The sequence below is a fragment of the Candidatus Binatia bacterium genome (assembly GCA_036382395.1).
Classification (GTDB): domain Bacteria; phylum Desulfobacterota; class Binatia; order HRBIN30; family HRBIN30; genus JAGDMS01.
The window spans coordinates 1-12,334 of sequence record DASVHW010000064.1 but is presented as its reverse complement, the minus strand read 5'-3'; the positions used below and the strand labels follow the sequence as shown (position 1 = coordinate 12,334).

The following is a 12,334-nucleotide window of genomic DNA, read 5'->3' as shown; positions in this document are numbered from 1 at the left end:
ACGGGACGTTGGTCGGGAGAGTCGGAATCGAAGCTCTCGCGGCTGGGGCACCACTGATCGTGCTGAACACCGCTACCGATCCCTACACCAACTCGACCGTTAGCCGGCGCCCAACCATAGCCGCCGGGTCCTACTTCGGGGCTGAGTGTCCTGATTTGAAAGGGCGAGTGTCCCAGTTTGCGGTCGCAACCGGTACACGCGGTAGCCTACGCGCCGTACTTCTTGGCGACCCGCTTGATGTCGGGGGCCGCTTTCTGGAGATCTTCCGCTGTCATGACCGGCGTGAGTTGAACGCTCGCGTTGAACGCAAGAAACCACGGCTCGGCAATCGCGGGAATCTTGTGCATCCCTTCAATGTTGACCACGATGAAGCCCGTGCGCTTGCCGTCAGCATCACCGAAATAGGCGCATTCCGGCTTGATCTCCTGCAAAATGCTCGCGATCGTCTGGCCCAACGTGCCTTTTCGCGCAAACGCGTTTGCCGACTCGACCGGTAACGAGACCTTCATCAGTACGCGCATCATTAGCCTCCTTGGATTTTGATGGCCACCACTATCTCACGAGGGTGGGAGTCCGGCAATGATAGGCATTGTCCGGGTTTGGGGTCAGCGGTTATCGACAGTCCCCGGAGGGCGAGGGGACCCTCTCCTCCCAGGAGAGGGCTGGGGTGAGGTGATGAGATATGCAGCGTACATCTGACTCACGACACACGCTGCGCTATTCTCGACACCGGTGACGAAACGCAGTATCTGAAAATCCCGGGTCTATCCCCGCAAATCATCCGCTTCTGAACCTCAAGGGAGACAGCCAATGAGCGAAACGAACATGTCTGATCGCAAACGTCGCGCCCTCGACCTCTGCCGCCAGTACTGGATGCCCGGCCGGGTTGACGCGTTCCAGGCGTGGGGCATCTCGCTCGTCGTCGGTCGCCGCGAGGGCTACCGGATGTGGGACATCGACGGCCATGAGCTGATCGACGTGCATCTGAACGGCGGCACTTTCAACCTCGGCCACCGCCATCCCGACATCGTGCGCACGCTGGTCGAGGCGACGGCCGAAGTCGACATCGGCAACCACCATTTCCCCAGCGAGGCCCGCGGCGAACTGGCGGAGAAACTGGCGCGGCTCACGCCTGGCGACTTGCGCTATTCGGTGTTCGGCGCCACCGGTAGTGAGGTGAATGACGTGGCGATCCGGACCGCACGCAAGGCGACCGGCCGCCGCAAGATCCTCTCGATCGACATGGGCTACCACGGCCGTGTCGGGCTCGCCGGGCAGGCCGGTGACGACTCGACGGCGAAGTATTTCCTGAGCGACGCGCCGCAGGAGTTCGTCAAGGTGCCGTTCGCCGATCTCGCGGCGGCAGAGAAGGTGCTTGCAGGCGAAGACATCGCCGCGGCAATCATCGAGACACTGCCGGCGACCTATGGGTTCCCGGTCCCGCCCGACGGCTATCTGCCGGGCCTCAAGGCGGCGTGCGAGCGGCACGGCGCGCTGTACATCGCCGACGAGGTGCAGACGGGCCTCGGGCGCACGGGACGCCTGTGGGGCGTCGAGACGTTCGGGGTGACGCCCGACATCCTGGTCACCGCCAAGGGGCTCGGTGGCGGCTTGTATCCGATCAGCGCCGCCGTGCTGTCGGAGCGGGTTGCCGGCTGGCTGTTCGAAAACGCGTGGGGCCACGTCTCCACCAGCGGCGGCGCCGAGATCGGCTGCCGCGTCGCTTCGAAGGCGCTCGACCTGTGCAGCGCGCCGGAGACGCTCGAGAACGTCCGCCGCAGGTCGGACCAACTGTACGCGGGGCTCAGCGCGATCCAGCGCCGCAATCCGTACCTGGTGGAGATCCGCCGCGCCGGCCTGGTAATGGGACTCAAGGTCGACCACCCGCAGGGCGCTATGCACCTGACGAAGGCACTGTACGACAAGGGCGTGTGGGCGATCTTTGCCGGTTACGATCTGTCGGTGCTGCAGTTCAAGCCGGGGCTGCTGGTGGACGCGCGCTTGTGCGACGAGCTGCTGGAGAAGGTGGAGGCGGCGCTCGCTGTTGCCAAGGATGCGTAGGGACTGAGATCCCTGACTCTTGCGAGGGGACACCATGGATTTCTTCGATCTACCGATCGAGCGCCAGATCGAGCTGGCGCGCAAGGTCGCGGTGGCGGCGCTGTGCCATTACGATTTTCCGGAGACCTCGGAGCTTGGGCTGCTCAAGCATCGTGAAAACTCGGTGTTCGACGTCATCCATCCCGAGACCGGCAAGCGGGGCGTGCTGCGCGTGCATCGCACCGGCTACCAGACGGAACGCTCCATCATTTCCGAGTTGCAGTGGATGCAGGCGCTCGGCGAGTTCGGCGTCAAGACGCCCGGCGTCATCCCGTCGCGGCACGGTGCGCTGGTGATTACAGTGGGGATCGACGAGCTGCCCGAGCCGCGCCTGTGCGACATGTTGGAATGGATCCAGGGGGAGCCGCCGCGCGAGGATGATCTGGCCGGCTCGTTCAGCATGCTCGGCGACTTACACGCCAGGTGTCATACGCAGGTGGGCCAATGGACGTTGCCCCAAGGTTTCGAGCGCCAAGCGTGGGACGAAGCCGCGCTGCTCGATGCCAAGCATCCGATCATCGCGCCGGCCTGGGAGAACTGGGCCCTCAATGCGGCGCAGCGTGCGCTCGTGCTCGACTGCCGCGAGGCGCTGCGCCGGCGGCTGCGTCGGTGGGGCAAGGGACCGGACCGTTACGGTCTGATTCACGCTGACTTGATGCCCGAGAACCTGATCGTCAGCGACGACGGCGTCCGTCTCATCGACTTCGATGACTGCGGTTTTGGCTGGTACCTGTACGACCCGGCATCGGCGCTGCTGCCGTACTACGGGCAGGACTTCTACCCAGATCTCCTCAATGCCTGGGCGGCAGGTTACCGCGGCGTACGGCTCCTGTCCGATGAGGAGCTCAACGAGATGCCGATCTTCCTGCTGTTGCGCTGCTTCTATGGGTTGGGTTGGCTGCAAACCCGGCGCAACTCAGAAGCGGCGCAAGTCTATACCGAGCCGCTCATCTTTTTGACCTCCGCGGTAGGGCAGGCATTTCTCAGTTCCCAGCCGACCGGGTAGCTACCGCTACTGCTGCTTCGCTGCGTGTGTTCCCGCCGGTGCCTTCTTTTTTGCCTTCTTTGACTGAGGCTTCTTGCCCTTGCCGCCCTTCAGGCACTTCATGATGTGCTGAGCGTCGGTGCCGAATTCGGCGGTGAGTTGCTCCAAGGTGTGGCCAGCCCAGACCGCGTTCCGCACTTGTTTGCACGGCAGCTTGTTCGATTTGTGCGGCGCGGCGTGGAGCGGGCCGGTCACTCCGAGGGTGAAAAGCATCACGGAGACCGTCACGACTCGTGCCGCGGTCATGCATGCTGTTGACATACCAACTATGTCAACCACATAAAAAGATTCAAGTCAATGCATCATTGTGCCCGCCTCTGACCTCGGCTACCATGGGGCCGTCAAGGGAAAGAGAGGAGAGTCAACCATGGCCGTAGCACGAGTGAGCGAAATCATTGCGTCGTCCGCCGATTCCATCGAGGGTGCCATCCAAGAAGGCTTGAAGCGCGCCACCAAGACGATCCGTGGCATCACGGGTTTCGAGGTCATGCGGGTGCAGGGGAAGGTCGATAAGGGGAAGCTGAAGGAATACCGCGTGCACATGAACGTGACCTTCGTGCTCGACGAGTAGGGCTCACTCGCCGGCGTACACCAACTCCCCGCCGACCCAGGTTTGTGCCACACGCGGAGGGTGCATCGGGTCGAGCCTGCCATTCAGCACAACCAGGTCTGCCCGCTTTCCCGGCGTCAGCGTGCCGCGCTCGTGTTCCTGCCCTCCGGCGTACGCCGCGCCGGAGGTGTAAGCTTGCAGCCACTCCTCATAGCTGAGCGCCTGCTCCGGGCCGAGGACATTGCCGGACCCGGTGCGGCGGGTGACGCCGTGCACGGAGGTGCGCAGGGGTTCGTAGATCGCACACGGATCGTCGGACGAGGCGGCGACTGTGATACCGATCCGCGCCATCTCGCCGAACGGCATCCAGATCTCATCATCGAAGGACACGCCTTCCACCAGCTGGCCCATGTGGGACACGAAGCCCGGTTGCACTACGCCGATGGCGCCGAGGGCCACCATCTCTTTGAGCTGCGCGGGGGAGGCGAGGGTGGCGTGCTCGACACGGAAACGATGATCGTCGTCGCGCCGTACGCGCGCGGCGCGGGTGAACGCCTCCAGGGTCGCGGCGAGCCCGGCGTTGCCCATGGCGTGTACGGCAACGCGAAAGCCTCGCGAGACGGCGCGGACGAGGTTTTCTGTCAGGTCGCCGAACTGCACCCCGTGGGTGAACCGTTGCCCTGCGGTGATGGCGTCGATGGCCGGCGCGATGCCGCCGTCAGCGAACAGTTTGACCGGCCCGACACGGACCTGTTCATCGCCCTCGCCTGTCAGCGGGCCATCGAGGCGCTCGGGAAAGGTGTTGGTGAGAATGGCCTCCGCGTGCGGCATGACGAGGACGGAAATCGGCAGCGTGCCGGCCTTGGCCATGGCTTGGTAGATTGCCTCTGCCGCCGGTGAGCATGCGGCATCGTGCACGCAGGTGATTCCTTCCCGGAGCAGCACGCGGGCACGGGCGGCAATGAGATCGGCCCAGCGCTCCGGGTCGCGATAGGCCGCGAGCGACCGGGCATGCGCTTCGCTCCAGGCGCGCTCGATCAACATGCCGGTGGGTTCGCCATGGGCATCACGCACGATGGTTCCGCCGGGCGGGTCGGGCGTGGTGCGCCCGATGTGCAACTCGTCCAGCCCCTGCGAGCTGACGACACATTGGTGCAGGCTGAAGTGTGCCACGATGACCGGACGATCGAAGCCGAGGGCGTCCAGGTCATGCCGGTCCGGCAGCACGCCGGCGACGGTTTCAGTCCAACCCACGCCCCGCACCCAACGTGCCTCAGGCTCGTGCGCGGCCTGACGAGCCAACAGCTGCTGCAGCTCGTCGATATTCGTCACGCTGGAGACGTCGGCCCAGAGCGGATGGAGCGCGGCGATGGAGTGATGGTTATGCGCGTCGATGAAGCCGGGTAGGAGGATTCGACCAGCGAGATCCTCGACCGTGATCCCCGGATATCTTGCGATAAGCCCACGTTCCCCAACGGCAGCAATGCGCGAGTTCTCGATTACGACAGCCTCCGGTTCGCCCAGCGCCGGATCCATCGGCAAGATGCGGCCACCTACAAAAGCGCGTGCATTCGTTTTCAACGTTCTCCAGGTCTCCTCTTCAGAAGTTACCAAGCTGCGCTGGAATCTAGACGCTCTTGCGCTGCCGCACAAATCAAGACGCGTAACTTTTCGAAGACCTGCAACTAACGGTGTTGGCCGCTTCCGGGTTTCAGAGTTGAGGCCATTTGCTGGCGCGCGCGGTCGAGCAGTTCGACCACTTCCTCGTCGCTGGTCTGGCGGAAGTCCTCGTAGAACTGACCAACGGCCTGAAAGAAGGCCGGCATACTGAGGCACACCAGATCGTCGACCTCGGGCCGCAGGGAGTCGATGGTCTCCGGCGGCGCGACCGGTACGGCGAGAACGAGCCGTTTGGGACACAGTTGCCGTACACCGCGGATTGCGGCGCGGACCGACCCCCCCGTGGCGATGCCGTCATCGACAATGATCGCCGTTCTCCCTGCGATCGGCTCCGGGGGACGCCCGCTTCTGTAGCGCTTCTGGCGGCGGCGGATCTCCTGCAGCTCCAGCGCAACTTCGCGGCTCAGGTACTCGTCCGAGACCTCGAGCATCCGCATGACGTCTTCATTGAGAACGCTCTGGGGGTGGTCGCCATCGACCACGGCGCCGATCCCGAGTTCTGGCTGTCCGGGGGCGCCGAGTTTGCGGACGACGATGACGTCGAGCGGCGCGTCGAGGGCGATGGCGACCTCGTACGCCACGGGCACGCCTCCGCGTGGCAGCGCCAGCACAACGGGGTGCTCGTCCGCGTAGCGCAATAGCGGCGCGACCAGTTTGCGTCCTGCATCTTTTCGACTCTTGAACATGCCGTTCACCGTTTCCCGGCAGGGCCAACCAGGTGGCGATTGAACCAATCGGTTGCCAGGCGAGTGACCTCCTCCAGTGTTCCCGGTTCTTCGAAGAGATGGCTGGCGCCGGGAACGATGGCCAATTGCTTCTCGCATGTGAGCCGCTCGTAGGCTTGCTGGTTCAATAGCAGAACTTGGGTATCGTTGCCGCCAACGATGAGCAGTGTGGGGGCCTTCACCTTGGGGAGTGCGGAACCCGCCAGGTCGGGACGGCCGCCGCGCGACACGACGGCCCGGATTGCAGTCTCGGTTGCTGCGGCGATCAGTGCTGCAGCGGCGCCAGTGCTGGCGCCGAAATAGCCGACGTGCAGGTTCTTGGTCGGCTGATATGTCCGGATCCAGGCGGTGGCGCGGCGCAGCCGTTGGGCAAGCAAATCCATGTCGAACACATTGCCCCGGTCTTCCGCCTCCTCTTCCGTGAGCAAATCGAAAAGCAGGGTAGCGATCCCGGCAACACGCAGCGCGCGCGCCACGGAGGTGTTGCGTGGGCTGAGGCGACTGCTGCCGCTACCGTGCGCAAACACGACGATGCGCTGAACGTCCTCGGGGATGCCCAGCACTCCCTCCAACGTGGCGGAGTCGGCCGGAATGCGTACGTTCGTCTCGTTCATGCGCGTAGGGCCCTCTTGACGCAATCTCCGCAATGGATCGGCCGCTGGCGTGCGCTCCTTATCGTCCATCGGGTCGACCCGCCGACGGGCAATCGATCTTCTCGACCGGGGCGTGCATCCCCCCTGCGATGACACGGAGATGGGGATGGCCCAGGTGGTTAGCTCGGGATGCTTTGGCCATGGTTCAGCATCGCGGATTCGATTGTCGTTACCGCTACTTGGACAGCTCGCTGAGCACGGTTTTAAACCGGTCCCACGGGATGGCGTTCCAGGTCTCGGTGGTGGCGTGGCCGAACGAGCGCACGATTGTCGCCACCTTACTTGCCGTCAGATCATCCGGCGCTTCGAAAATGTCGAGGTAGTCGTAGGGCCCCAACACCGCGTAGTTGGAGAGCCACTTCACCTGGGGGCAATGTCTCTTGATCGAGCTCTGTACCTGCTCCTCGAGCTTGGCGAGCTTTTCCGGCGGGCTCATACTCTCAGGTGAAATCCTTGTCAGCAGTACGTACGTTCCCATGGTCGCCTCCTTATCGGCTTACGAAGGGCCATTCACTATCGGCTTACGAAGGGCCATTCACTCGCGGAAGTTCGTCGATGCTATTTCCCCATTAACCTGACCCTGAGGATACCCTTCCTCTCGGTCTCTAACTAGTAGTTGCCGGTAGCAATTCGGTCGCCAGAGGCCCTGCGGTTGCCGCAGTGGCCGTCTTTGGGAGGGGCGATTTGCGATCATAAGAAGAAAAGGCATCGAGGTTTCCGCGGGCTGGTGAGACGATTCACTTTAGTGCTGCAGTGCGTCTACGAGCCGCCTGGCGAGCTGCTTGCACCGTTTGGCGCCAGGCTCCTGTTCAGTCGTGTGCGCATCGGTGCGTCACGGAGAATGATCGGTGCACCAGCGTTGAAGGAAAGAGAGGTGTTATTGGCATGACTGGGTTCGATGTTTTCGACTCCACGATCCACAAGACAAACACCTGGCTCAATGAGATCATGGCGGAACTGGATTCGACGGATCGGCACCTCGCTTACCATGCGCTGCGGGCGGTGTTGCACGTCCTCCGTGATCGGCTGACCGTGGAAGAGGCGGTGCAGCTCGGTGCCCAGCTCCCCATGTTGGTTCGCGGCTTCTATTACGAGGGCTGGAGCCCGACTGGAAAGCCGCTCAAATGGAACAAGCAAGAGTTTCTGACTTGCATACGCGACAGCTTCCGGAATGCGGTGACAATTCCCGACCCCGAGAAAATGGTTCGTGCGGTCTTTGTCATTGTCGCCCACCACGTGTCCGAAGGTGAGGTGAAGAATGTCAAAGGAATCTTGCCGAAGACGTTGCGTGAGCTGTGGCCGGAAGCCTGACCTCGGTACCACCCCACTCCACGCCGGGCCGTTAACGTGATAAATGTCAACGAAGACTTTGCCGCAGAAATAAGAGAACCGTCTTCCAGGGGACTAGGTGTGAACCCTTTTGAGCAGAGCGGCGGCACCGGGGAACAGGTGCAGGTCCATATGCTTTGCTTCGAAGGCCCTGACGCTTATTCGCGCGCCGGCGGCCTCGCAAGCCGCGTCACCGGCCTGACCGAGGCGCTTGCCGAGGCCGGCTTCGACACCCATCTCTGGTATATCGGAGATACCAATTTGCCCGGTCACGAGACCAGGCGGCAAGTCCACCTCCATCGGTGGTGCCAGTGGATCAGCCGCTATCACCCCGGGGGCGTTTACGATGGCGAAGAGGGAAAGAGGTGGGACTTCGCATCGTCTTTGCCTCCGTTTCTGATGCAAGAAGCCCTCGTCCCCTTTCTGCGAGAGCCTGGCCGACGGTCACTTATTCTGGCCGAGGAATGGCAGACGGCCAGTGCCGTTCTGCACCTCGACTGGTTGCTCCGCTGCGCCGGGCTGCGCCACCGGGCCACCATTTTCTGGAATGCGAACAACATGTGCGGGTTTGATCGCATCGATTGGGCTCGGCTGGCGGAGGCCGCAGTGATCACGACCGTGAGCCGGTACATGCGACACCGGATGTGGAGCTTGGGCGTGGACCCACTGGTGATTCCCAATGGGCTCCCACCCGAGGAGTTCGAAGGGACCGATCGGGAAGCGATGGCCGAGTTTAGCCGCTGTACCCGCGATCGCGTCGTGCTCGGCAAGGTCGCGCGCTGGGATCCGGACAAGCGCTGGCTGTTGGCCATCGATATCGTCGGCGAACTCAAGCGCCATGGGTGGCGTCCGCTGCTGATCGCGCGCGGTGGAGTCGAAGCGCACGGCACCGAGGTGTTGGCAAGGGCCGCCGCCGTGCAGCTGCAGGTTGTCGAGCGCGCACAGCCACAGCCTGGCGCCCGAGGGTTCTTTGAAAGCCTGAGAGATATTGGGGACGCGGATGTGGTCAGCCTGCGGTCGCATCTCACTCGGGAACCTCGCCGGGTGTTATTCCGCGGCGCTGCCGCCGTGCTCGCCAACAGTGGAGTCGAGCCGTTCGGCCTCGTTGGGCTTGAGGCGATGGCTGTTGAAGGTCTGGCGTGCACCGGCGGCACGGGCGAAGATTACGCCGTGCCAGGTTGGAATGCGCTGGTGCTCCAGAGTCAAGACCCGCGCGAGTTTGTCAGCTCCTTTCATCGCTTGCAGACAAGTCCGGCCGAGGAACGCGCCCTTCGCCGCCGTGGGAAATTGACCGCCAAGCAGTATGCCTGGAATGAAATCATCCGCCGGAACCTGGTTCCTTGTCTCCAGCTCGCAAGCGGCAGCGGCTTAGGCTCGGCCGAGAGCGCTCGACGACGGGCCGGACCCAAACGTGCCCGTCACGGGGAGCCCTCATTTGTTGTCCGGAGGCAGTCCGGGCGGGCGTGATCGCGAGGCATGTAGGCACGGAAGGCCTAGCCCTCACGCACCTCTCATTTCTCAGCGAAACCGATTCAGGATTTCAGCGCCAATCCTCCGCCGCCCTTCACGTCACAATTCCGTCTTGGGGAAATTCGCACGAGTGGGAGCGGCGGTGTCCTTGGATGACCAAACGCGCAGGTGGCTTAGCGTGCGGCGGCGTGGCGAGGTATTTGCGTCTCTAAACCTGGGCCGACTGTCACCTGGGCGGTGACAAATACAATCAATCAAGGAGGCACCATGAAGGTTGGACGGTTGATGACGCGCGTCGTGAAGACGTGTCGCCCGCATGACTCGCTCAGCATTGCCGCGAAGCTCATGTGGGACAACAATTGCGGCAGCGTCGCGGTTGTTGCCGACACTGGGCTCGTCGGCGTGTTGACGGATCGCGACATTTGCATGGCGGCCTACACCCAGGGCCGCAGTCTCTACGACATCCAGGTCTCCATCGCGATGTCGAAGAAGCTCTTTTCGTGCGGACCCGAGGACTCCCTGGCGACGGCAGAGAAGATAATGCGGAGCAACAGAATCCGCCGGCTGCCGGTCGTTGACGCAGACCGTCATCTCGTTGGCATCCTCTCGCTCGACGACATCGCTCGCGAAGCCGCGCATGAACGCAAGGGTAAGGGCCGCGCCGAAATAACCACCGAGGAGGTGTGCGACACCTTGGCGGCGATTTGCGGGGACTCTAGGCAGGGCGCAGCGATGACGGCTTGAAGCGCCGCCGTGAACGCAGGCACGGCGCCAGATTCTCGAGCGACCGACAGTCCAAGCGATTCAGTGCGGGATACGCTTTCCCCGTGGCCGCCGCACGACAGCCTCGCGCTCAAAGTCTTTTGTGCGCCTCTTGATCGGCCAGTACCGCTTGATGAAGGGTTCAGGCCTTCTGGCGCGCCGTCCTCTTCAGCGTCCTTTTCTTACTGACGGCATGCCTTGCCGTCAGCACCGGGCAGCTTGCGGTGCGGACGACCCTTTCGGCCACGCTGCCAATAAGCATGTGCGCCAGACCAGTCCGCCCGTGGGTTCCCATGACGATCAGATCAGCGGCACTGCTCCTGGCGGTGTCCACGATGACCTGCGCGGGAGAGCCGCCTTTCATCAGGATACGGACGCGTTGCCTCTTCTTCCCCAGGTCAGCGCCGATGCGTATCATCTGCGCCTGCGCCGCCTGCCATTGTTCCTCTAGTAGCTTCGCCAACTTGGGGTTGGCGACGGGGAACTCGGGGGCGTTGGCGAGGTACGTCTGATCAACAACGTGGAGGAGCCGGAGTTCGGCACCGAAGGACTTCGCGAGATCACCGGCGTAGGCGAGGGCATGCAGCGAATCTTTGGAGAAATCGACTGGCACCAGAATACGTTTGACTGCCATCTTTAGCTCCCCTGCGGATGCGACAGTGGATACCATTTACCGCCGTCAACGTGCAAGGCGAGATTCCGGTCCTGTCGAGATTCCGGTCCGACCCTGCGCGCAGGGCCATTTCACGGGTATCGTCCGGCCGCATGGCACCTCGGCGCAGGGCAAGGGACGACTTTACCGTGGTCGATAATGTTTCTGTTTGTGTATTCCGAGCACCCGAGAATGATTTTCTCGGCGTCAATTGAAAGGTGTCGAGCCGTGGCGCACAATCCCGTAGTCGCCTGCGTCGTCTGTTGCCGAGCGGGCGGTTGCTCTGTGCGGAACGACGGGAGCTGTCTCACATGCGCGATCTCATTCGAGTACTGGTGCTTGGAACCGGGCAGATGGGATCCGGGATCGCCCGCCTCGTTCTTGAGAAGCAGGGCCTCGAGTTGGTCGGTGCGTACGCAAGAAGGAGATCGCGCGCCGGCACTGACCTTGGCCGGGTGATCGGGCTCGACCGGCAACTCGGCATCCCGATCAGCACTGACCTCGAAGCCGTGATCGCACAGGTCCGACCACACGTGGCGATCCAGGCGACCTGCTCGCGACTCACCGATGCCGTGGCGGAGATTTCAACCCTGGTGCGCAACGGCATCCACGTCATCTCCATCGCCGAGGAAATGGCCTATCCGGCGGCGAAGTCGCCGGCGCTCGCCGCGGAACTGCATCGGCTGGCGGTCGAGCACGGCGTGGCGGTCGTCGGCACCGGCATCAATCCCGGGTTCGTGTTCGACCTGCTGGTCATCACGCTGACCGGCGTTTGCTCCGACATCCGATTCATCACCGCGCGGCGCGTCAATGATCTCTCGCCCTATGGGCCTTCGGTGCTCGCGAGCCAAGGCGTGGGGCTGACGCCGGAGGCGTTCCGGAAGGGTGTGGAAGACGGCGCGGTCGTCGGCCACTTCGGATTCCCCGAGTCGATCAACATGATCGCCGATGCGCTTGGCTGGGAAATTGAGCGTATCGAAGAGAGCCGGGAGCCCATCGTCTCACAGGTCCGCCGCGAAACGCCCTTCGTCACGGTGGAGCCGGGAAACGTGGCCGGCTGCATGCATACTGCCGTGGCCTACCGTACGGGCAAACCGGTCATTACGCTCATCCATCCCCAGCAGGTCCACCCGCACCTCGAGGGGGTGGAGACCGGTGACAGCATCGAGATCCACGGAACGCCAGACGTCCGCCTCGCCGGAAGTCCGGAGATCCCGGGCGGCTTGAGCACCGTCGCGCTGGCCGTGAACCTGATCCCCCGCGCGCTGGATGCCGCGCCTGGCCTGCACTCCATGGCGGACCTCCCCGTGCCTGCCGCGATGCTCGGCGACGCGCGGCGCTCCATTCACGGCGCGCATTGGGAGGACA

At 63.2% G+C, this 12,334-nt stretch carries 14 protein-coding genes; 7 read left to right on the top strand and 7 right to left on the bottom strand.

Annotation, left to right across the window (positions count from 1 at the left end; all coding sequences use genetic code 11):
* Positions 1-206: 206 nt before the first annotated feature.
* Positions 207-524 carry a hypothetical protein gene (locus VF515_03705; GenBank protein ID HEX7406739.1) on the bottom strand — a complete coding sequence of 106 codons (318 nt, stop codon included), beginning with the start codon at positions 522-524 and terminating at the stop codon, positions 207-209.
* Between the two features lie 286 nt (positions 525-810).
* On the opposite strand from VF515_03705, the gene VF515_03700 reads away from it, so the two are divergent.
* Both VF515_03700 and VF515_03695 read left to right on the top strand, forming a co-directional pair.
* A complete protein-coding gene (locus VF515_03700) occupies positions 811-2,061 on the top strand; it encodes an aminotransferase class III-fold pyridoxal phosphate-dependent enzyme (protein ID HEX7406738.1) in 1,251 nt (416 codons plus the stop codon).
* A 34-nt stretch (positions 2,062-2,095) separates the two neighbouring features.
* Positions 2,096-3,106 (top strand): phosphotransferase, encoded by a 1,011-nt coding sequence (locus VF515_03695; protein HEX7406737.1) that lies wholly within the window; start codon positions 2,096-2,098, stop codon positions 3,104-3,106.
* A gap of 6 nt (positions 3,107-3,112) precedes the next feature.
* On the opposite strand, the gene VF515_03690 is transcribed toward VF515_03695, so the two are convergent.
* Entirely contained in the window at positions 3,113-3,391 is a 279-nt protein-coding gene (locus tag VF515_03690; protein HEX7406736.1) for a hypothetical protein, read from the bottom strand.
* A 121-nt stretch (positions 3,392-3,512) separates the two neighbouring features.
* Here VF515_03690 and VF515_03685 point away from each other — a divergent pair, with 121 nt between their 5' ends.
* Positions 3,513-3,716 carry a dodecin family protein gene (locus VF515_03685; protein ID HEX7406735.1) on the top strand — a complete coding sequence of 68 codons (204 nt, stop codon included), beginning with the start codon at positions 3,513-3,515 and terminating at the stop codon, positions 3,714-3,716.
* A gap of 3 nt (positions 3,717-3,719) precedes the next feature.
* On the opposite strand, the gene VF515_03680 is transcribed toward VF515_03685, so the two are convergent.
* From VF515_03680 to VF515_03665, 4 genes are all read right to left on the bottom strand, one after another.
* The gene (locus VF515_03680; protein ID HEX7406734.1) at positions 3,720-5,276 is read right to left on the bottom strand and encodes an amidohydrolase; all 1,557 of its coding nucleotides are present in this window, start codon (positions 5,274-5,276) and stop codon (positions 3,720-3,722) included.
* A 104-nt stretch (positions 5,277-5,380) separates the two neighbouring features.
* Complete coding sequence (locus VF515_03675; GenBank protein ID HEX7406733.1) at positions 5,381-6,061, bottom strand: phosphoribosyltransferase; 681 nt, start codon at positions 6,059-6,061, stop codon at positions 5,381-5,383.
* A gap of 5 nt (positions 6,062-6,066) precedes the next feature.
* A complete protein-coding gene (locus VF515_03670) occupies positions 6,067-6,714 on the bottom strand; it encodes an alpha/beta family hydrolase (GenBank protein ID HEX7406732.1) in 648 nt (215 codons plus the stop codon).
* A gap of 214 nt (positions 6,715-6,928) precedes the next feature.
* Positions 6,929-7,231, bottom strand: coding sequence for a GYD domain-containing protein (locus VF515_03665; protein ID HEX7406731.1), 303 nt, complete (start codon positions 7,229-7,231; stop codon positions 6,929-6,931).
* Between the two features lie 401 nt (positions 7,232-7,632).
* On the opposite strand from VF515_03665, the gene VF515_03660 reads away from it, so the two are divergent.
* From VF515_03660 to VF515_03650, 3 genes are all read left to right on the top strand, one after another.
* Entirely contained in the window at positions 7,633-8,064 is a 432-nt protein-coding gene (locus VF515_03660) for a DUF2267 domain-containing protein (GenBank protein ID HEX7406730.1), read from the top strand.
* 99 nt (positions 8,065-8,163) lie between these two features.
* Positions 8,164-9,549, top strand: a complete 1,386-nt coding sequence (locus tag VF515_03655; protein HEX7406729.1) for a glycosyltransferase family 4 protein — start codon at positions 8,164-8,166, stop codon at positions 9,547-9,549.
* Between the two features lie 270 nt (positions 9,550-9,819).
* The gene (locus VF515_03650) at positions 9,820-10,296 is read left to right on the top strand and encodes a CBS domain-containing protein (GenBank protein ID HEX7406728.1); all 477 of its coding nucleotides are present in this window, start codon (positions 9,820-9,822) and stop codon (positions 10,294-10,296) included.
* Between the two features lie 160 nt (positions 10,297-10,456).
* Here VF515_03650 and VF515_03645 read toward each other — a convergent pair whose 3' ends face one another.
* Entirely contained in the window at positions 10,457-10,948 is a 492-nt protein-coding gene (locus VF515_03645; GenBank protein ID HEX7406727.1) for a universal stress protein, read from the bottom strand.
* Between the two features lie 329 nt (positions 10,949-11,277).
* Between VF515_03645 and ord the strand changes: the two genes are divergently transcribed.
* Positions 11,278-12,334: 2,4-diaminopentanoate dehydrogenase (gene ord, locus VF515_03640; GenBank protein ID HEX7406726.1), on the top strand; the 1,057-nt coding region annotated here is incomplete at its 3' end.

What these genes read in the sequence shown, in the direction of transcription:
- VF515_03705 (HEX7406739.1), bottom strand. Translation starts at nt 524, where the DNA reads ATGATGCGCGTACTGATGAAGGTCTCGTTACCGGTCGAGTCGGCAAAC.
- VF515_03700 (HEX7406738.1), top strand. Translation starts at nt 811, where the DNA reads ATGAGCGAAACGAACATGTCTGATCGCAAACGTCGCGCCCTCGACCTC.
- VF515_03695 (HEX7406737.1), top strand. Translation starts at nt 2,096, where the DNA reads ATGGATTTCTTCGATCTACCGATCGAGCGCCAGATCGAGCTGGCGCGC.
- VF515_03690 (HEX7406736.1), bottom strand. Translation starts at nt 3,391, where the DNA reads ATGACCGCGGCACGAGTCGTGACGGTCTCCGTGATGCTTTTCACCCTC.
- VF515_03685 (HEX7406735.1), top strand. Translation starts at nt 3,513, where the DNA reads ATGGCCGTAGCACGAGTGAGCGAAATCATTGCGTCGTCCGCCGATTCC.
- VF515_03675 (HEX7406733.1), bottom strand. Translation starts at nt 6,061, where the DNA reads ATGTTCAAGAGTCGAAAAGATGCAGGACGCAAACTGGTCGCGCCGCTA.
- VF515_03670 (HEX7406732.1), bottom strand. Translation starts at nt 6,714, where the DNA reads ATGAACGAGACGAACGTACGCATTCCGGCCGACTCCGCCACGTTGGAG.
- VF515_03665 (HEX7406731.1), bottom strand. Translation starts at nt 7,231, where the DNA reads ATGGGAACGTACGTACTGCTGACAAGGATTTCACCTGAGAGTATGAGC.
- VF515_03650 (HEX7406728.1), top strand. Translation starts at nt 9,820, where the DNA reads ATGAAGGTTGGACGGTTGATGACGCGCGTCGTGAAGACGTGTCGCCCG.
- VF515_03645 (HEX7406727.1), bottom strand. Translation starts at nt 10,948, where the DNA reads ATGGCAGTCAAACGTATTCTGGTGCCAGTCGATTTCTCCAAAGATTCG.